The organism is Chryseobacterium artocarpi (assembly GCF_001684975.1).
GTDB lineage: Bacteria > Bacteroidota > Bacteroidia > Flavobacteriales > Weeksellaceae > Chryseobacterium > Chryseobacterium artocarpi.
Window position 1 is genome coordinate 243,772 of sequence record NZ_MAYH01000049.1, and the last position, 21,392, is coordinate 265,163.

12 protein-coding genes are annotated in these 21,392 nt (G+C 34.1%); 10 read left to right on the forward strand and 2 right to left on the reverse strand.

From position 1 onward, the window contains the following. Positions 1-915: a hypothetical protein gene (locus BBI01_RS20430; RefSeq protein ID WP_065396489.1), complete on the reverse strand. Its 915-nt coding sequence runs from the start codon at positions 913-915 to the stop codon at positions 1-3. 42 nt (positions 916-957) lie between these two features. Continuing rightward, positions 958-4,554, reverse strand: coding sequence for an MMPL family transporter (locus BBI01_RS20435; RefSeq protein WP_228394044.1), 3,597 nt, complete (start codon positions 4,552-4,554; stop codon positions 958-960). Positions 4,555-4,805: 251 nt separating this feature from the next. Between BBI01_RS20435 and BBI01_RS20440 the strand changes: the two genes are divergently transcribed. The 10 genes from BBI01_RS20440 to porG all read left to right on the forward strand — a co-directional run bounded on the left by BBI01_RS20440 (position 4,806) and on the right by porG (position 21,391). After that, positions 4,806-5,813, forward strand: coding sequence for a hypothetical protein (locus tag BBI01_RS20440; protein WP_065396491.1), 1,008 nt, complete (start codon positions 4,806-4,808; stop codon positions 5,811-5,813). A 1-nt stretch (position 5,814) separates the two neighbouring features. Further along, positions 5,815-6,954, forward strand: coding sequence for an EpsG family protein (locus BBI01_RS20445; RefSeq protein ID WP_228394045.1), 1,140 nt, complete (start codon positions 5,815-5,817; stop codon positions 6,952-6,954). A gap of 218 nt (positions 6,955-7,172) precedes the next feature. Beyond that, on the forward strand, positions 7,173-10,595 hold the full coding sequence (locus BBI01_RS20450; protein ID WP_083190175.1) for a T9SS type A sorting domain-containing protein: 3,423 nt from the start codon (positions 7,173-7,175) through the stop codon (positions 10,593-10,595). A gap of 273 nt (positions 10,596-10,868) precedes the next feature. Then, positions 10,869-13,430 (forward strand): type I DNA topoisomerase, encoded by a 2,562-nt coding sequence (topA, locus tag BBI01_RS20455; protein WP_065396493.1) that lies wholly within the window; start codon positions 10,869-10,871, stop codon positions 13,428-13,430. 153 nt (positions 13,431-13,583) lie between these two features. Next, positions 13,584-14,654 (forward strand): formimidoylglutamase, encoded by a 1,071-nt coding sequence (locus BBI01_RS20460; RefSeq protein WP_065396494.1) that lies wholly within the window; start codon positions 13,584-13,586, stop codon positions 14,652-14,654. 3 nt (positions 14,655-14,657) lie between these two features. Continuing rightward, on the forward strand, positions 14,658-15,659 hold the full coding sequence (locus tag BBI01_RS20465; RefSeq protein ID WP_083190176.1) for a glycosyltransferase family 2 protein: 1,002 nt from the start codon (positions 14,658-14,660) through the stop codon (positions 15,657-15,659). A 109-nt stretch (positions 15,660-15,768) separates the two neighbouring features. Next, positions 15,769-16,887, forward strand: coding sequence for a glycosyltransferase family 4 protein (locus BBI01_RS20470; protein ID WP_065396495.1), 1,119 nt, complete (start codon positions 15,769-15,771; stop codon positions 16,885-16,887). Between the two features lie 35 nt (positions 16,888-16,922). Continuing rightward, positions 16,923-17,789 carry a polysaccharide biosynthesis/export family protein gene (locus tag BBI01_RS20475; RefSeq protein ID WP_083190177.1) on the forward strand — a complete coding sequence of 289 codons (867 nt, stop codon included), beginning with the start codon at positions 16,923-16,925 and terminating at the stop codon, positions 17,787-17,789. A 5-nt stretch (positions 17,790-17,794) separates the two neighbouring features. Continuing rightward, the gene (locus BBI01_RS20480) at positions 17,795-20,287 is read left to right on the forward strand and encodes an exopolysaccharide transport family protein (RefSeq protein ID WP_065396497.1); all 2,493 of its coding nucleotides are present in this window, start codon (positions 17,795-17,797) and stop codon (positions 20,285-20,287) included. Between the two features lie 213 nt (positions 20,288-20,500). Further along, on the forward strand, positions 20,501-21,391 hold the full coding sequence (gene porG / locus BBI01_RS20485) for a type IX secretion system protein PorG (RefSeq protein WP_065396498.1): 891 nt from the start codon (positions 20,501-20,503) through the stop codon (positions 21,389-21,391). Position 21,392: the final 1 nt, after the last annotated feature.

The window sequence follows — 21,392 nt, forward strand, 5'->3', positions numbered from 1 at the left end:
CTATTTTAAATTAATTCCTTGTAAATATCGTTTTTGTTTTTGTCTTTTAAACCAAAATATAGGGGTTGTAAGAAGGTGTAAGACTAATACGACAGGTGAGATTACCCATATCGCAGTCATCAAATATACCTTAAAGAATTTTATCAGCAATGGACGTTTCTCTTTTTTCTTGATAATCAGATGAGACCATACTGTGAAAATTTTGTTTCCTACCTTTTCTACACGTACCAGAAAAGGGCGAATTTCTACTGCTCCATTTTTCACGAGATCGGGTTGTAAATTCTCCAGATCATTGCTTCTAAAGTGCTTTGTGATAATGTCTCCATATTTTACTGAGCCTGCAATTTCTTCATCAGAAACTCCGGCTGCGGGTAGAAGCCCTGATTTTTCTTTCTGTCCTTTTGTCAGCCATCGAACAATAGTCAATACACTGGTATAATTGTCGTGCCTGTCTACTAATGCAATGTTACCTACAAGCTTTGCTTTTAAATCTCTAAGGTAGACTTTTAGTTTTTCCTGAGAAAGCATCCACATATTTCTCGTTCCGGAAATCGTGATAACAGGAGTGTCTTTAAGCAGCTGTGCTGCATATCCGCTTTTCAGGAATGAAATAATAGGAATAGAAGGAGTAAGAAACCATACTTGGTATCCAAACAGGATGAGGTCATACTTTTTATTCAGTATTTCTTCAGATGGAGGTAGTATTTCTTTTGGTATTTGTAAATAAGATTCCGGGAAAGTGTCAAAAAAAACATCACCGGGCCAAGGATAAGGGAAATCTTCCTTCAATTGAATGTTATAATATGTGACATCATATTCTTCCTTTTGAGTTTCAAAAGGCTTGGCAATATTTCTCACAATATCTTCCAGTTGTCCGGTTTGAGAATAATATATGACAAGTATATTTTTTTTCATGGAATCTTTTTAGCGTTTACAAAAATATGTTTTTCATATTTATTATTCAGTTTTAAATACTTTTATTGCTTCGGAACTGAATTTTAATGTATAATTTTTATTTTCAAAAGTGAGATTCTTAGTATTCACAAAAATTACAGTGTCAGGGAGTTCCTGAATTGTATTCATATTAAAATTGTCATCAGAAATAAGCAGAATATCTACTTTCTTATTTATCTCCGAAAGATCCTTTATATAAAGTATTTTTCTTCTTTTAACTAAATAATTATGAGCTGCAACTGCTCTTTTTTCATCATTGTTGATTAATGTAAATATTCTTCTGCTTGCCTGATATAACGTAATCAATGCATCTTTTTGTCCGTAATCATCAGCAATGTGAAGGATGTTAGCATCATTAGTGATGTGTTTATTCAGTTCAAAATATACGGATTTATTCGTATTGAAATCTTTTTTTACTTCCGTTACCACCTCACTGTCTTTATACAGATAGCTTAAGAATAATTGCTTTTTAAAATAATTTTCATCTTCAATTTCTTCTCTCAGTTTAGCAAACTGATTTCTGTAGTAAGCATTGATCTTTTTTGTTCTTTCTGAATAATTTTTACCAAAACTTAGATCATCTTTACTGATTCGTTCGCCCACTTTTACGGTGATACTTCCGTCATAGATAATGAAATCTCCTTTCGGAAGTACTTCTGAATTACCATGAATATATAAAGGAAGAACATCCAGTTCAAATTGCTCTGCAAGATAGAAAGCTCCTTTGTGAAATCTTTTTACATCATTGGTGTAAGAACGTTCCGCTTCAGGGAAAACAACAAGGGAATATCCTTGAGCAATTTTTTCTTTCAGTTTTTCCATTCCGTTTTCAATGCCTTGAGAAACCGGGTAAAAACCTAAAGCTCTTACCAACTTTCCAAAAACAGGAGATTGATATACCCAGTCATTGACCAGATAAATGATCTTATGAGTCGCCATCGCAATTGCCAGCGTATCTAAAAATGAGGTATGATTAGCAATAATAACAGCCGGTTTGCTGAAATCTTCATTTGGATTTTTAATGACCTTCTTCTTTACAAAAGGATTAGAATACAGCACAGAAGTTAAAAACTTAGCTAAAATAAGTTTAATAATATCCAACGTTTTTCCCTTTGAATTTTTCACGAAAAAACTTCCAAATGCTGAAAATATTAACCCTCCCAGTCCGTAATATAAAAATGAAACGATAGAATTTAACAATAGTCTGAAGGTGATTGGCGAAAGTCCTTTTTTAGCTCTGTTGGTAATAAAAAATCTAAACCAAAACGGATATAGTGTAGAAGTGATGATAATTACAGAGAACATTCCGATTAATGCCACCAGGGCAAGTGAATGTAGAGCAGGATGTTTTGCAAAAATTAATGATCCAATAGATAAAATGGTGGTAAATACAGCCAGAATAATAGATGTTCTGTATGTAGGAAGTTCATTTTTTCCTGTTGTATGTTCTTTTTGCATTGCTTGGGTAAGGAAAATACTGAAATCATCACCTACCCCAAAGACCAACGTACAAACTACTGTACTGAAAATATTTAACTCCAAGCCTAAGAAATAAAGAATTCCTGCTGTCACTACTCCTGTAAGGACAATTGGGAACATGGTAAGAACCGTCAGCTCAAAATTTCTAAAGAAAACAATGATTGTGAGAACGATTGCCAAAAGAGAATAATTGATCAGGGTATTGAAATCTCTTTTCAATAAACCTAAGAAATTTTCATTCATCTGTTGACGATCAATCGCAAGAGCATCATGTTTTTTCTCGATATCCTTGATGAAGGAATCTCTTTTCTTTTCATCAACTTTTACAACGTTGGAAACTGTATAAAAACCATTCTCATTGCTCATAAACTCCGAAATCTGAAGGGCTTTTACCTTTTCGTAGTCTTTAAGGTCTAATGTTGAATAGCTTTTGTTTAGAATTTCATTGAAATTATCAAATGCAGAACTGTTGAAGCCAAACTTATTCCCATTACTTACCAATTCTGAAATAGTCTGGTTCTTTTTATTATCATTCCAGAAATTTTGCCATTCTTTAATTTTTCTCTGTTGATCTTTCTCTGATAAAACAACGCTTCCGATTGAATTATAGCTCAGGATTTTGCCCTCTTTTTTCTCCTGTTCAAGAAACGAACTTAGCTGAGAGTTTCTGGCAAGAGCTTCCTCTTCGGAGTTTCCGTAAGAAATCGTGTAGATAGACTTTGATGTAATGTCGGAAAGCTTTTGCAGCTTAGCCTCACTGATCTTCATTTCCTTTGGAATATAGTTCAGATCACCAATGTCTTCATTAAATCCTACATGTCTGAAACCAAAGAGACAGGCAAGAATGATAACGGAGCATCCTATGATCAACGGTTTATTCTTTTCATAAGGATATGACCCGATCTTATCAATAAAATTAGTATTGATTTTCTCTTCTGTTTGTTTCGGCTTATAAAGTTGAGGAACGATAATCAGGGCACTGATGGATGATAAAATAACCGTGATGGCTGCAAAAAGTCCCAGATCTTTTAATGCTTCCGACCTTACAAATACAAGACATAAAAACGAAACAGCAGTAGTCGCACTACTTAATACAATAGGCTGTGTAATTTCTTTGTAAAGCTCTTCAATATTATTGTTGTGCTTATAATGTGTAAGAATATGCAGGGCATAATCTATGGTAATTCCGATCAGAATAGCACCTACACTTAAAGAGATTGCCGAAATTTTATCCTTAATAAAATACAGAATCAATAAAGCCAGTAATACCGAAAATACCGTTGGAAGGAATACAATAATCGGAGTAAAGAAGTTCCTGAAATAATAGATCAGCAAGATCAAAAGTACAGTCATTGAGATCATGACTGTATTCTGGATATCCTTCTTTATCTGTTTGGCGTTGGCAACAGCAATCACAGGTGAACCAAAAAAGCTTATTTCGGTTTTGCCTTTGAATTGCTTGTTAAGGTTGTCTTTTATGATGTTAAGCTGATCTACAAAAAACTCATTTCCTTTTGTATCATTGCTTTTATTTTTAGGATCGATGAACAGCAGAAGGTTTTTTCCGTCTTTGGTGACAATATAGCTGTCTTCCAGTTTGAAATCTTTGCTGATATTTAATGCATTTAATTTTTTGATTCCTAAAAAAGTCAGCCCCAGAGGGTCTTTTTTGATGAACTCTTTTGTCACGAGACTTGTAGGGGAAACCAGAGACATGTAATTGTTCTCTACCTGCTGGGCAATGCTGTCTTTCTGGAGCTTTCCTTCAATTTCCTTATAGTCGTTTTCATTTAGAAATAAAGGAAGGTTTTGGCTTACAAAATCAAAGGTTTCAGAAATCTCGTTATCATTTACTTTTCCCTGAACAGAGCCAATGTACTTTTGTAAAGGGTCTATTTTTTGCAAAAAGGTATCCGCTGTTTCAGAGAGCTGGAAACTATCTTCATTGGATTTATTTTCTATGATAACAATGATTTTATCAGAGAAGTTAAGCTGTTTAAGTACCTTAGCTGTTAGGTCTGATTTTTCACTTTTAGGAATGATCTGATTAATATCCTCCTCAAAATTAATCTTTGAAGCAAAGAAAAGACATATAGCGGCAATTCCTAAGGCTGTGAACACAGAAAGGATTTTGTTCCTGGAAATCAGATAGTATAAAAATATAAAAAAGCGATGCATTGCATTTAAATCAAGTCTGCAAATTTAAATTTTTAAGAATTAGTTCAAAATAGTTAGACCATAAGTTTTGACTGAAAATCAATAAAATATTCTAGGAAGAATAAAAAAATATTCTACTTTTGCAAAAGTTCCCTTTTGATGAAATGTATTTTAAACCACAAATTATTATTAAAAAATAAGAATCTGTTTTAGATATGTTGAAAAAGAATGATGAAAAAATAAACGGATTCCTATTTATAATAGTGCTCCCCCTTCTGATATTTGCGATGTCTTACTACGGATTTGAGTCTTCTTATACAAGACTAAAGATTTCGGAGCGAACTCCTGACTTTTTATTTTCCTCAGTATATGCATATAGGGTGATTCCCAATTATCTGAGTGTGCAGATGACAGATCTGATGTTTTATCTGATCAATGGTCCTCTTTCGTTCTTTAGAGACTTTTTATCTAAGAACGGAACTCCTTTTTACCACGGGCTTTTCTTAATGAACAGTGTCTTCTTTATATTATGTTCAGTGGTGCTGAATATGATTTTTAAACTTAAAGCGACTCCTTTTCTTTTAAATCTGAACGCCAGAAGGATCATTCATCTTTTGTCTGTGTTTTTTATTGTACTCACACAATATGCTCCTACAAATTGTGATACAATTGCTCTTTTTTGTTATTTAACAGGAGTTTTTTTTACCTTGAAATATTTACTTACCCATAAAAATATATTCCTGTATCTTTTAACCGGGCTTATTGCATTATCTACTTTGGTGAGAGAAACAGCCTGCATTAATATTGCTTTTTTTGCAGCTGTATTCTTTACGATAGATGATTTGAAGAAAGGAAACTATCAGGTAATTTGGAAATTGATACCATTGGTGATTGCTTTTCTGGTTCCATATTTGGGATTGCGGGCAATGCTTGTGCAGGATGAAACTACTTTTGTAGAAGGGTTTTATATTAACAGAAATTTTTCAAGTCCTTTTAATCTTGCAGGATTGCTTTTTGCGGTTACTGTACTTTATTTTATATATAAGCTTTGTGCAGATAAGGAGAATAGAGAGGTGTTTGGTAAATATCTTTTCTTTTGCATTCCTTATTTGGTTATGATTACCTTGGTAGGACTTTTTTGGGAAATAAGGTTATTTTTACCTTTGATTCTGACAGGGATTATAATTGTCTATCACCAGTTTAAAAAAACATCAGAGATATAGCATGACTTTACTCCATCCATATTATATAATTGCGATTATTTACATGCTGATCTTCAGTATTCAGGAAGTCTATGGAAGAAAAGTGGACAAAAAGTGGTTTTGGCTGCTTGGAGCCTACTTTGTGATTCTTGCAGGGCTTAGGAATGATGTAGGACCGGATTATGGAAGTTATCTTGGAATTTATATTTATTCTGATGAGAAGAGCTATTACAGTATCTTTATGAAGATGCTCCATTTGGAAGGTCCGGAGTTGTTGGATGTAGAATGGCTATATACTTTGATCAATAAGGTTCTCCTCAATGTTTTTGATGCGCCGTTTTATATGGTGACCTTTGTCATAGCTCTGTTTGCTATGTTCTTTAAAGTGGAATATACTGATAACAATACCTTTTATCCTTTTACCTTCACGCTGTTTATGTTTATCCCGAATTTCTTCATTGGAGAAAGTGGACAGATAAGACAAAACCTTGGAACCTTTATTGTTTATTTTGCTATAAGGTTTATCAAAGAACGGAAACTCTGGTATTACCTCTTTTTTATATTCATAGGCTCCGGAATTCACAGTGTGTGTTATCTGTTCTTACCCATGTACTGGCTCGCCCGGGTACCTTTGAATAAAACGATAATGCTTCTGATGATTATTGGCTCGATTTTATTATCCCCTTTCGAAGTGTATCGTGTGCTTGGAGATTTTCTGAGCGGGATGGCGTCGGAAAGTTCCCTTGTAGAGGGATTTAACGGATATGTAGAGATCAGTGCTCAAAGGCTGAATGGGGGGGTGGGTATTCCTGAGGCAATGATGGCAATTCTGACTTTTTTCCTTTTCTTTTTCGATACAAAGATGAAGGAATATTTTCCTTACTATGAATATCACAGAAACTATGCCTTAGTAGGAATTTGTTTATATTTTATCTTTAGAAATAACCCTATTTTCTCTTCCCGACTTGCAGGAGCTTTCATTGGATTTGCTTATGTCATTATCCCGAATGCTATGTATGTAGTGTCTGATAGGATGAAGAATATGATCTATGCATTTATTATTTCCCTTGTGGTATTCAATTTTGTAGTATTTGGATACTTTAATAATATCAAAGCTGGTCGATTTTCTATAGATCTTTATAGAAATTACGTACTTCCGTAAAATCCTTTTAAATAACAATAAAATAGACAGGCTGCTTTTGAAGGTAGTCTGTTTTTTTTATTTTATTTGAATGTGTTTCATTTGCTTATAATATTTTTATGTTGATTTGTTTGTTGTTTAATTTAAATATTGAATATTTATTTATAAAATAAATATCATTTTATTGATATAGGCTTAAAAGTTGTATTCCGCTAAGGATACACTCAAATCCATAAAGTATGAAAAGGTTGATTGAAAAATTAACGGCAGCATTCTGCTTAGTGTTGATAAGTATGTGTTTTATTAAGGGGAATATTATTTCAGTAAAAGGTTTTCTCTTAGTAGGGCATAAGATTGAGAAACTAGATTCATTAGTAAAGCCAATTCAGAAGAAAATAGCACAGAGAATAATTCCCGATTGGAAAAAAGCTCCTAATAGTTACATTTTCAACCCTGAGCAAAATAGTGAAGGTATACTGATTCCTGTTAAAAAAGCTTATGCAATGTCGAGTGGAGGAAGCTATATCAATGGTAATGGAATCCCCTCAGGAACAGCGACAGCAGAGGTACTTTGGGAAGATGTACATGGATTGATAAAATCAGGAACAAATTATGCTTTAGAGATTTTAGGCTCCGGACAGGACGCTAAAATAAAAGTAGCTGTCAATAAATCTAAAAAAGGAAATGCCGTAGTTGCATTAAAAGTAAATGGAGAAATTTACTGGAGCTGGCACATTTGGGTTACAGATGACCCTACAAATGGATCTTCCTATAAGAGTTTTGATGGAGTGAAAAGAATGAGAGCAGATGGAACAGCGGAGTTAATTCCTAATAATGAATGGAAATGGATGGATCGAAATCTAGGCGCTATTTCCAGCTCTATTACCGCTTCAGATTGGAATAGAAGCATAGGACTTCTCTATCAGTGGGGAAGAAAAGATCCTATACCTCCTCTGGTTACAAGAGGAAATGATTTTTATGAAGTTTCGGGATCTATTGGTAGAGTAAGGCACAGAGGAGCGAAGAACTTTACCAATGCGATGAGTATCGATGATCTTCGGAAATTCGTTTTACTTTCCAATGCAGAAGTCACCAATAATATAAGACTCTCTTTAAAAAATCCATTGAGCCTGATCTATGTAAACAAAGATGATAACTCAGGGCAGGCATACTACAATAACAATATCAATCTTCCGGTCAATTGGTTTGGGAAAGCAGCCGGCTTACCGGATAATAGGCTTTCGGAACTTAATCTTTGGTCTGATAATTCTTTGGGCAGGGTAGATCAGATTTACAAGACCGATGACAGTGCTAAGCCCTATAGAGATAAATCTTCATTTGATCCCTGTCCCAATGGCTGGAGAGTACCATCCATGCTTGTGGCAAATCTTGCGTCTCCAAACTATGTGGATGATATTAGAATAGACTTTTCGCCTTTCGGAGTAAAAACGAATATGGCAGGAAATTTTTTTGAGGCTAATAAGAATTATATCATAAAGCCTACAGATTCCGGAATTCCGGATTTTATGAACAATTTTAAAATTTATCCAAATCTTGGTTTCGACCTTTCCAATGTAGGAGGTTATAATATGGGTGTTTTTCCCGGAACAGGGCAGTTGCTGAGAGGAGCTCATCTTGGACAATATAGTGATCAACATCATATTGCGTTATGGACAGCAACGATGGCAAGACATTTTGATGCTTCACCAGCGGTTGGCGTAAGAGGATTGTCTATGATTCCGGATAAAACACAGCCGGACGTACCGGATCCAAACTTTCCGGGAATAAAAGGTAGGTATTTCTATTTTCCTCTTGCTGGCATGTATACTTCAGATGCCAATGGTTGCAGATGTATCAAAGACCCATTGTATATTGTTAATGATTATGATTTTCCCACGGAATATTTACCGGCAGTTACAGAGTATAAAGTTGGTATCAATAATCCGAATACCTATCAGATTGTTAAAAGTTCATCGCTTTCAAGTATAGAAATTCCTGTCAGTAAAGCTTTTTCGGTACAAAGTCAGCTGCTTAATAATCGTGATATTCTCAATCCTTCAAATTTTAATAGCTTAAAAACAAATGTTCTTTGGACCACCAATGTAAACCTTATTAACAAGCTTTCTGTGACTAATCCATCCCCTTCAGCGTTACAGGATTTGGGAAACTCGAAAATATCTGTGGAAATAACTCCTAATCAAAGTGGGAATGCTGTTATAACATTACATAACGGAAGTATTTCTTCTCCCGTATATTGGAGCTGGCATATCTGGGTGACAGATTCATCCATTGGATCTTATACTTATACCACAGAAATTCCGGTTTCTGAAGCTACAAACTATATCAATTACGTTGAGAAAGCAGATGTTGTCTTACAAACTGTTTTTATGGATAGAAATCTTGGAGCAACAGATGCTTTTCCTGTTACAGCAAACCCACTTACTCCTACCGTTACAGAATTATCAAAAATAAGAGCTTCCACTGGATTGCACTATCAGTGGGGAAGAAAAGATCCGTTGCCAATATTTCAATATGCTGATAATAGAAGCTCTTACAACATATTTTTGGGAAATGTATCAAATAATGGATCTGTCTCTTACACAATGCTTACCCCTGCTGTTTATAATAATCTGTCCGGAAATTATATTGTCCCATACAATACTTATGCAGAAATGTCTAATGTTCTTGCAGTCGATAAACCTGCCGATAAAGTCGCGAAAATCTTAAGTTATTCCGTTAAAAATCCATTGGTTTATATGGTTCCAAGCACATTTTCACCATTCAATAATAGTGTCCCGAATTATACAAACGGAACAGACTGGCTAGCAACGGAACCTAATCTCGCAGCAGACAGATGGGGGAGAGGAGGAAAAAAATCTCCCTTTGATCCATGTCCCGAAGGCTGGAGGATTCCTGACCTTACTAATGTTGCTTTAATTTCAGGTTTGGATTTTGGGCAGACACCCTGGTATAAAAAAGATAAAAATATTGCGACTTCATATAGTGCTGTTTCAGATTATTTAGGCAGTAGAGTTAGAAATCCATCTACCACAGCTACTATAGGTTATACATTTAATCACAATTTGTATACTGTAGGAAACTATCCCAATTCAGGGTCCCGTGGCTTTCGGAATGTTGTTGGAAACCAGTCTGCACAGGGAACTTTTAATGTTATTAATTTTCAGTATCCGGGAATCTGGACATCTGCTTTGAATGCTAATTATTTAGGAAGACCTGTAAGTGTGCTTTTTGATGCAGCATCTAGTGCCAATAAATTTATAGCCTTTCATGACAATAATGATCCGTATTTCGGAATGAATTGCCGGTGTGTGAAAATACAATATGATACTAATGGAAATGAAAATGGTCCAGCTTCAAAGTTTGTTGATACCTCTCAGGGAGGTGGATTAAGTGTTAAGGATATAATGTCTAAAGCTGTAGAAAATAAAATATCTTTATATCCCAACCCTGTTAAAAGTATCCTTTACATCAATGCTGATGAAGATAAAGAATATTATTTTGAGATATATAACGAATTGGGACAATTGATGAAATCCGGAAAATTTGAAAATAAACAGATAAATGTTTCATCGTTGATTTTCGGAACCTATTTAATAAGAATAAATAATTCTGAAGCTGTTATGAAAATTATAAAACGATAAACCATTCGGAAAGACCTTAAGAATACAGGATAGATTGATCTGTGCCGTATTTTTATGATAAACCATATTTCCTGCATCTATGACAGTCGATGAAAAATTCTATATCACTAAATATAAATTATTTGATAATCAGCTAAGGTATACAGAACAAAGCACTTGGTCCGTTAAAAAGGGGCTGTATGAATATGTAGGAAGGGGTTGAATAATCAAATTAAACTTACAGAACAAAAAGTATATAATAAAAAAGCTTTACTTTTGCAAAAAATTTTTAGAATGTCGAAAAATTTAGTAATCGTTGAGTCCCCGGCAAAAGCAAAAACTATTCAGAAATATTTAGGTAAGGATTTTGAAGTGAAATCCAGTTTCGGTCACATCCGGGATTTGCCTAAAAAGGGAATGGGGATAGACCTTGCTACCTTTAGCCCAGATTACGAAGTTTCAGCAGATAAAAAGAAATTGGTAACAGAATTAAAGGCTGCCGTAAAGAAAGCTGATATGGTATGGCTCGCTTCCGATGAGGACCGCGAAGGAGAAGCTATTGCATGGCATCTGGCAGACGAATTGAAGCTGAAACCGGAAAACAGAAAAAGAATTGTTTTCCACGAGATTACTAAAAATGCCATTCTAAAAGCAATTGAAAATCCTAGAGATATAGACCAAAACCTTGTAAATGCACAGCAGGCAAGAAGAGTGCTGGACAGAATCGTAGGTTTCGAAATGTCTCCCGTTTTATGGAAAAAAGTAAAACCGGGATTATCTGCCGGAAGAGTACAATCTGTGGCAGTAAGACTAATCGTTGAAAGAGAAAAAGAAATCCGTGAATTTAAACCAAAAGCAAGTTTTAAACTAGACGGTATTTTCTTAAATAAGACCGAGCAGGAAATTGCTGCAAAGCTTAAAAAAGACTTTGAAAAAGAAGAAGACGCAGAAAAATTCCTTGAACAGGCAAAAACCACAGAATTTAAAGTTCTGAATGTTGAAACAAAGCCGGGAACACGTTCTGCATCTGCCCCTTTTACAACATCTACATTGCAGCAGGAAGCTTCTTCAAGATTAGGATATAATGTGACCAATACCATGCGTCTGGCGCAGAGACTATATGAAGAAGGATTTATTACCTATATGAGAACAGACTCGGTAAACCTTTCTCAGGAAGCTATTGAAGGAGCAAAAAAACAAATTATCTCAGAATACGGAGCAGAATATTCTTCTCCTAGAAACTATACTACAAAATCAGCATCTGCACAGGAAGCTCACGAAGCTATCCGTCCTACAGATTTTGGTGTGAAAAGCATTGGAGATGCACAATTAAATAAATTGTACCAATTAATCTACAGAAGAACACTTGCCTCTCAGATGGCAAATGCTAAAATTGAAAAAACTGTAATTGAAATTGGAAACTCCTCTCTGCCGCATCATTTTGAAGCACAGGGAGAAGTAATCATATTTGATGGTTTCTTAAAAGCTTACGGAATTGTAAAGACAGAAGAAGATGATGAGGAAAACAATGACAAATTGTTGCCAAAAGTAAATGTAGGAGAAATTCTAAGCTATAAAACAATTACCGCAACAGAAAAATTCACAAGACCAAGTGCAAGATATACTGAAGCCGGGCTGGTAAGAAAACTGGAAGAGCTAGGGATTGGTAGACCATCTACTTACGCTCCTACCATTCAGACTATTCAGAATAGAGAATATGTAGATAAACGTGAGATCGAACCACAAACCCGCGAAGTGATCAAAATGTCTTTGGTAAAAGATAAGATCAAAAAAGTTGTTCTTGACGAAAAATTCGGAGGTGATAAAAATAAATTCATTCCTACAGATATAGGAGAAGTTGTAAACGACTTCTTAACAGATAATTTCAAAGAAATTCTGGACTATGGCTTCACGGCAAGAGTTGAAGAAGGATTTGACGAAATTGCAAACGGTGATCAGAAATGGAAAGAAATGATGACTGATTTCTATTCGAAATTCCACCCGAGAATTGAAGATGTAGAAGAAAATGCAGATCGTGCTACAGGTGACAGACTTTTAGGAGTAGATCCGAAAACTGGTAAAAATGTACATGCAAGAATCGGTAGATTTGGAGCAATGATCCAGATTGGAGAAACAGATGATGAAGAAAAACCAATCTTTGCATCTCTAATGGCTGGACAGAATATTGCAACCATTACTTTCGAAGAAGCGCTGGAATTATTCAGATTGCCTTTCGATTTAAATGAAGTGGATGGTCAGCCGGTTTCCGTAGGTGTTGGTAGATTCGGTCCTTATGTGAAATGGGGAGAAACATACATCAGTATCCCGAAAGGTGAAGATCCGCTTTCTGTAAATCAGAATCGTGCCGAAGAAATCATCAGCGAAAAGAAAAAAGCAGATGCACCTATTGCAACTTATAAAGGAGAACCTGTAACAAAAGGAACCGGAAGATTCGGTCCGTTTATCAAGTATAAAGATATTTTTGTAAATGTTCCTAAGAAATACAACTTTGATAACCTTTCTCAAAGCGATATTGACGAATTGATCGATGCTAAACTTGAAAAAGAAGCTAATAGATATATTCAGCAGTGGGAAAAAGAAAAAATTTCCATTGAAAACGGAAGATGGGGACCTTTTATCAAATTCGGAAAAGCAATGTTCAAAATTCCAAAGAAAAGTGATGATACCAAATATGACGGAGAAGAATTAAAAGAAATTTCTCTTGATGAGGTTAAAAAATGGATCACTGATCAGGATAAAAATGCTTTCGCAGAAAAGAAAAAAACAGCAGCAAAAAAGACCACTACTGCTAAAAAAACGACAACAGCAAAGAAACCTGCTGCGAAAAAGAAATAATTTTACATTAGTGTACAAAATATACCAAGCCGTTTACAAATTGTAAACGGCTTTTTTATGAATAAAAAGTTTCACAACATAGTCAGTTGCGGTGTTTTTTTGTATGTTTGTTATATCAAGCAATTAATAAATTATTAGAATTTTTATTTAAATATGGATTTTGAGGACTTTATCATTTCACCAAGAAATTTCAAAACAGAAAGCTGGCAGATTGGAAATCGGATCACAAAAAATATAAAAGAAGACAGTATTGTTCTTTTGTTTGTGTCAGATTACAGAGGAGTAGGTGGTGATGCAGAGGTACAGGACTTTACAGCGGTAAGAAAAGAGTTTTACAGACTTTCACAACTTGATTTTGAAATTCCTATAGTAGATCTGGGCGATCTGGTTTCAGGGAAATCTGTACAGGATACTCATTATATTTTGCAGGAAGTTTTATCTGCGTGTCATTATAAAAGGGCTCTTCCGGTGATTATCGGCGGCTCTAATGATTTTGCATTTTCATTATTCTCGACTTTAAATTTCCATAAAAAAAGCCTTAATTATACCCAAATCAGTAATATTATCTCCCTTAAACAAGGAGAAGAAATCAATGAACACACTTTCCTAGGTAAAATTTTTGGTTCCAAGAATTTTTCCATTAAAAATTATCACCATTTAGGCTATCAAAAGCATTTGAATGAAATGGATTCCGTAAGGCTGATCAAAGAAGTAGAATTTGATATTGTTCGCCTTGCAGAAATGATGAATTCTACAGAAAGAACAGAGCCTTTTTTCAGAAAAGCAGATCTTGTAACTGTAAATTGTGATGCTATAGAAAGCTTTAGTGAGCCTTTTTCAATGAATCCTCAGGTAAACGGATTAAACAGAAGAGAAGTATGTGCTTATATGAAAGAGATTGGCTTGAGTGAAAACCTTAAATCTGTAGGGATCTTTAATTATAATATTTATTCTGAAAATCAACTCAATCATCAGCTTTTAGCGCAAATGCTATGGTATTTGATCGAAGGAATCAATATCCAGAGATCACATCCGAAAGAAAGGCAACATGAACTGTTTTATGTTTTAATAGACGACAGACAATTTGCTTTTAAGCGTGATACATTCAGTAATTTGTGGTATTTTGGTGATGATGAAAATATAGAAAACTGCCTTCCGTGTTCCAGAAAAGATTTTGATGATGCTAAAAAAGGCTTGCTGAATACAAGACTGACGAAATTTTAATGTATGACAAACGTTCCCTCAAAAGTTTCCATCATTGTTCCCGTTTATAATGTCGAAAATTATTTGACAAAATGCCTTGACTCTTTATTGAATCAAAGCTATCAGAACATTGAAATCATTGTGGTGAACGATGGAAGTAAAGACAAGTCTTGGGACATCATCGAAGATTACGCACTGAAATATCCCGAAAAAATAAAATCCTTTACAAAGGAAAATGGTGGGCTAAGTGATGCCCGAAATTATGGCTTGGAAAGGGTTACGGGAGATTATATCGGTTTTGTAGACAGTGATGATTATGTCACTAAAAATATGTTTGAAGAAATGCTTTTTCTGGCAGAAAAGCATCAGGCTAAAATGGTTATCTGTAATATTCAGAAAGTGGATCAAAACGGAAATATAACCCAAAAGCTGACACAGATTCCCAATATGCCGGAAAAAATAGAACTTGAGAATAACTTCTCGGTGTTTTCAGATCTTAGCTATTTTGCATGTAATAAATTATTTAAAAGAGAACTTTTCCAACAGAAAAGGTTTAAAAAAGGAGCTCATTTTGAGGACATTCAATTGATACCACAGCTTTTATTAGACTGTGATATCATTGTACAGACTCAAAGTTTTCATTATCAATACTTAGAGCGTACTGATTCTATTACAAAAACTCATACGGAGAAAGGTTTGGATATACTGAAAGCTGTACATGATGTGGAGTATATATTTAAAGAATCAATGTATTCTCATAAAATAAAGGAATTAAAAAATTTTCAGATTTTTGAAGGTGTTTATTCCTTTATGGCTTATCTCGCATTTGTAAAAGATGAAGACACGTTTTACAGAATGGCTGATAAGCTGTCTATTTTCATAAGAGAGAGAGGAATAAAAATTCAAGATATATTGAACTATAATCGTTTTGGTAAGAATTATCTTTTATCTTTGCCAGTGAAGAAAAAGATTTTTTATCTGTTGTTTTTTGCAGGACAGAAAAAGTTGATAAGAAAATTAATATAAACACAAATGAGAGTACTATTGTTTCGAACATTAGAAGAGATGATGTATTGTAATACTTAAGCATCATCCGTTTGAATGGGAGTAACATGAGTACGGGATAAGAAAAAGAATGAAAAATTTTGAATTGTTCTTAAGCGGATCGGGGATACCTATTTTCTATGTAAAAATAGGATTAGGTTTCGTATTCTCCTTTTTAATTACATTTTTTTCCATACCTACCATTGTAAAGATTTCCAGAAGGAAAAATCTTATGGATGAACCTGGTATAAGAAGTTCACATCTTAGAAAAATTCCTAATCTTGGAGGAATTGCCATTTTTTATTCCATTGGGATTTGTGCATCCATTTTTGCTTATGAGCTATTTGATCTCTATAAATTTTTGTTTGCGTCACTTATTATCCTTCTCTATGTAGGGGTAATGGATGATATTGTGGTAATGCGGGCGTATAAAAAACTGGTTGCTCAGATTATTGTATCATCATTAGTTGTTATAGGTTCGGATATCAGGATCAGAAGTTTGTTTGGGATATTCGGAGTATATGAGCTTAGTTATCTCGTAAGTGTATTATTTAGCATTATTACCTTTATTATTCTGATCAATGCTTTTAACCTGATTGATGGAATTGATGGTTTGGCAGGTGGATACTCCGTAATTTGCAGTGCATTGTTCGGAATCAGTTATTACAGATTGGGTGAATATAATTATCCATTGGTAGTGCTGTCTGTCGTTATTATAGGGACGGTTCTTGCCTTTTTATATTACAATCTCTCACATTACAGAACCAATAAGGTTTTTATGGGAGATACTGGATCTATGTTGCTGGGATTCTTGCTAGCATTTACATCTATTTGTTTTATTGATATCTTTATAGATAAAAAACTTATTGACGTACCAAGATATCATCTGCAGTCTGCGCCAGTGGTAGCGGTCGCAATTCTTATTCTGCCTATTGTAGATACATTAAATGTGATTTTTGTAAGGCTTTATAATAAAAAATCTCCCTTTGATGCTGATAAAAACCATATACATCATAAACTGCTTAAGCTAAATCTTACTCATAGAAGATCATCCTTTTATATCATTATTTACTATTTAATGATTGTAGGAATTGCTTATTATCTGAGACATACTAATATAAATCTGTTGTTGCTGATCATTATTTCATTAGGCTTTTTAGGAGCTTATTTACCGGATTTGATATATAAATTAAGAAATAACAAAAATTAACAATTAAATATTACTTTTGTAAACAATATTCAAATATGATGAAGAACTTTAAGTATTTATTTTTAATATTACCCTTTTTGGTTATCTCGTGCATCACGACAAAGGATGTAAGGTATTTACAACCAAGTGAGAGTCTTGTGATCAACGAAGAGGGTCTTGTTCCCTACAATATCCCTATCTACAGGATTACAAAAAATGATATCCTTAACCTTAATATTGTTACAACTCCCAAAGGAGATGCCGCACAATTTTATTCCAGTTACAACACTTCAGGTGGAGTAGGTGGAACTTCTATGAATTCTGCAATGACAGGAGGAAGAACCGGGAGTAATGGTGGCTCAAGCTTTGGAGGTAATATCAATTTTTATTTTAACGGATTAAAAGTTGATGGTAACGGAGATATCAATGTTTTTGGAGTAGGCTATGTAAAAGCGGAAGGCAGAACGTTGGATGATATTACAAAAGAAATACAGGTTAAAGTAAACGAAAACTTCCAGGAAGGTAAATCAGAAGTAAGGCTAAATACAGATGGTATTACTTATTATATCCTTGGCGATGTTGAAAGTACAGGACTTTCAGGAGAGAAAGTAGTTCACAAAAATACCCTTACCATCACAGAAGCTTTGGCCATTAATGGAGGTTTAAACAGAACTGTGGACAAAAAAGAAATCGTAATTCACAGAAAGCTTCCGGAAGGAATCAAAATTGCTAAAATAGACCTTACCCGTGAAGATCTGATGAATTCTCCTTTTTACTATGTACAGAACGGAGACGAAATCTATCTTAATACCAGAAGAAAAAGCTTGAACGGATTCGGTAAAGATCCTATCCAGACGTTACTTACTGGGGTGACAGCTATTACAACAGCATTAACATTATATACAATCCTACAAAGACTTTAATCCTTATGATTCCAGGAAAAGATACACAAGTAGGAAAAGCAGAGGCCCCGAAGGAAAAGTACGGGACTTTTGCAATGTTTGATATTGAACATTTTTTAAGAAGAATATTCAAAAACTGGTATTGGTTTGTTTTTATGTTTCTTGTTGGGTACGTCATATCTTGGGTATACAGTAAGTACTATGCACAGAACGTATACGCTTCAGATCTTTCTTTAAGTATATCCAATAATACATCCAGTTACTTTACTCCTAATCAATCTATCAACTTCATTTGGGGACAAGGAGGAAATCAGGATGGAGTATATTTAAAGAAAATGCTTTTCTCAAGATCTCATAATGAGTTTTTGGTTAAAAATCTGGACCTTTTTGTTAATTATTCCACTAAAGGACTGATAAAGTCTACTTATTTAGATAAGACAGATTCTCCTGTTTTTTTAGAAATAGATAAAAAGCACCTTCAACAGATTAATTATCCAATCACTTTATTACCAAAAGGAGATGGTTCTTTTGAAGTAAGCCTACCAGAAGAAGGACAGTCTACAAATCTATATAGCTACGAGTCGGAAGGCTTTCAGACAATTAATGCCTATGCAAGACCTGCTAATAAGATTATAAGAGTAAATGAATGGTATAATTCTCCTAATCTTAGATTTAAGCTTGTAAAAAATCCTGTTACTCCAAAAATTCAGCAGAGTAATATTATAGTAAATCTGGCGGCAATCAATCAGAGTGTTAATGATATCGTTTCTACGATTAATGTTAATTTTGACAAAGAGATCAGTACAATTATGATTATTACCAAAAAAGGATATAATCTGAACAGTACTGTAAACTTCCTGAATACATCAGTAGAAGAATTACAGAAGAAAAGACTAGCTGATAGAAATACCGTAGATAAAAATACAGAGGTTTATCTCAAAGGAAATCTGGAAAAAATTCGTGCAAAACTAGACTCAAGTGCGAATGTACTTAACTATCTGAAAACATCAGAAAAACTTTATAACATTAAAGATAGAGATGAAAAATCTCTGGAAAAAATAAAGGAGCTTGAAGCGAAGAAAGCAGATATTGTAAGTAAAATCAGCTCTCTGAATAATATCAAGAATACACTACAGTCTCAAAATTTTGATAAAATGATCGCAACCAATGCAGCAGGTTTCGAAGACGGTATGTTCTCAGCTACCGTTACCGAACTTAAAGCATTGTATACCAAAAAAGCAGAAATGGCATTGATCTATAAACCTACTTCAGAGCCAATGAAGGAAATAAATAGATTAATCAATGAAGCGAAAACAGGATCGTATAGTAGTTTAAATAGTTATTATACAAGATATTATGATGAGATCAACAAGTTAGATAAGCAAGTTGCTGAAGCCAATTCAGATCTTTCTTCATATCCTGAAAAAGAAAGAAGGTATCTGGATGCAGAAAGAGGTTATAATATGATTGAGGCTACTTATAACAGCCTTTTAGGAAGACAGAATGAAACACAGATAAAAGTTGCTACAAACCAGTCGGATATTACAGTAATTGACCCTGCCAAAAATTTAGGACAAGGTCCTATCAGCCCAAATATTAAAATGGCAAAAACAGGGATCATATTGTTCATGTTATTACTTCCTGTAATCTTTATTCTGATAGGTGCATTACTTGATAATAAGATCCGAAATATTAAAGAATTATTAAGCGCAACAAAAATTCCACTTCTTGGAGTAATTGGTAACAATACCAATGAAAATATGCTTACTGTTTTAGAACAACCAAAGTCATCCGTCTCCGAAGCATTTAGAGGAATAAGAGCAAGTGTAAGATTCTTGATGGATAACAATGATGGAAAAGGTAAGATCATCTTGGTAACATCTTCCATTGGAGGAGAAGGAAAAACTTATATTTCTATCAACTTAGCTTCTGTATTGGGACTAAGTGATAAAAAAACAATCCTTTTAGGAATGGACCTTAGAAAACCAAAGATTTTCGGAGACTTTAAGATTGATAATAAATTGGGTATATCAAACTACCTTACAGGAGAAGTAGGTATTGATCAAATTATCAACAAAACAAAAATTCCTAATCTTGATGTTGCAACCTCAGGACCTATTCCTCCGAATCCGTCTGAACTTTTAATGAGTAAGAGGAATATTAAATTCTTAGAAGAATTGAAAGAAATATATGATTTCATTATTATAGATTCCCCACCTGTAGGACTTGTAGCAGATGCTTATGAATTAATGAAATATTCAGATGCAAATATTTATGTAGTTCGTCATGAATACACAGAAAAATATATGCTGAAAATGATTACAGAAAAATATCATAACGATGAGATCAATCATTTAGGACTTATATATAATGATTATAATACGAAACAGGGATATGGCTACGGATATGGTTACGGATATGGCTATGGCTATGGCTATTTTGATGAAGATAAAAACTATAAAGAACCTCTGTTAATCAGAGTACGAAACAGGATGCAACGAATGTTTAATAAAAAATAGAGTCTCAAACCCTCATTCGATGGGGGTTTTTTCATACTTTATTTATTTTCATTCTATGGAAAAAAGAATATTTTTGCCACTTTGCCGTTTACTTTATAACAAATTATGTTTTTTTGTTTATTTTTAACTAAACATTAAGATTATCATTAATATAAAAATGTTTTATATTTGCAAAAATTAAATTTTAAAATAACCATAAATCCATATTCTTTTATGAATAAAAAATTATTGTTTAGCTTCCTTGCCTTCCTTGGAGTGGTAAGTGTTAAAGCACAAAGAAACGAATTGGGGGTTCGTCTAGGTATGAGTAACCTAGTGGGTGATGTAGGGAGGACAAATTATATTTTACAAAAGCCGTTGGATTTAGATAGAATGTCGGATTGGGGGATCCCGTTTTATGGTGGAATTTTATACAGATTTAATTTTAACCCCCATCAGACTGTTAGATTGGATTTAGGATATAACCAAATTCAGTTTAGCGATAAAGCTGCAAAAGAAGAATATAGAAGAAATAGAAACTCATACGGTAAAAATAACGTGTATGAGGCGAGTTTAATGTTTGAATATAACTTTTTCCCTGTAAATAATGAACAGGTAAGCATGGTAAGCCCATATATTTTTGGGGGAGTAGGTGCATTGATGTTTGATGCTCCTAAAGCTACACTTACGAATGATTTTAGAAGAGATGCAGATGGTGTGGCATTAGCTCCAATCAATGAAATGGACTTCAAAACCAGCACAGAATACTCATTAGGAAAAAAAGTTACTATGCATATCCCTTTTGGTGTAGGTTTAAAGTATAAATTTAACCATACTTGGGCTATATTTGCAGAAGCAACATTTAGATATACATTGACAGATCAGCTTGATCATAGTCATATTCTTTCCAGTGATGTAAAATCATCCTTTAATGCAGATATTTTAGACCCTGCTACAGGAGGATCATTATTACAGTCCGGAAACTATTATGCAGTTGCTAAGGAAAGAGAAGAAGAGTTTATTAAAAAGAGAAATATTGGAGATGAAAAATCCAAAGATTGGATGAATACATTCAGCCTTGGATTGACATTCTCGTTTGGAAGACCTCCATGTTATTGTGATTAAT

Excerpts from the sequence above, each read along its gene's own strand:
- BBI01_RS20430 (WP_065396489.1), bottom strand. The coding sequence starts at position 915 with ATGAAAAAAAATATACTTGTCATATATTATTCTCAAACCGGACAACTG.
- BBI01_RS20440 (WP_065396491.1), top strand. The coding sequence starts at position 4,806 with ATGTTGAAAAAGAATGATGAAAAAATAAACGGATTCCTATTTATAATA.
- BBI01_RS20445 (WP_228394045.1), top strand. The coding sequence starts at position 5,815 with ATGACTTTACTCCATCCATATTATATAATTGCGATTATTTACATGCTG.
- BBI01_RS20450 (WP_083190175.1), top strand. The coding sequence starts at position 7,173 with ATGAAAAGGTTGATTGAAAAATTAACGGCAGCATTCTGCTTAGTGTTG.
- topA (WP_065396493.1), top strand. The coding sequence starts at position 10,869 with ATGTCGAAAAATTTAGTAATCGTTGAGTCCCCGGCAAAAGCAAAAACT.
- BBI01_RS20460 (WP_065396494.1), top strand. The coding sequence starts at position 13,584 with ATGGATTTTGAGGACTTTATCATTTCACCAAGAAATTTCAAAACAGAA.
- BBI01_RS20465 (WP_083190176.1), top strand. The coding sequence starts at position 14,658 with ATGACAAACGTTCCCTCAAAAGTTTCCATCATTGTTCCCGTTTATAAT.
- BBI01_RS20470 (WP_065396495.1), top strand. The coding sequence starts at position 15,769 with ATGAAAAATTTTGAATTGTTCTTAAGCGGATCGGGGATACCTATTTTC.
- BBI01_RS20475 (WP_083190177.1), top strand. The coding sequence starts at position 16,923 with ATGATGAAGAACTTTAAGTATTTATTTTTAATATTACCCTTTTTGGTT.
- BBI01_RS20480 (WP_065396497.1), top strand. The coding sequence starts at position 17,795 with ATGATTCCAGGAAAAGATACACAAGTAGGAAAAGCAGAGGCCCCGAAG.
- porG (WP_065396498.1), top strand. The coding sequence starts at position 20,501 with ATGAATAAAAAATTATTGTTTAGCTTCCTTGCCTTCCTTGGAGTGGTA.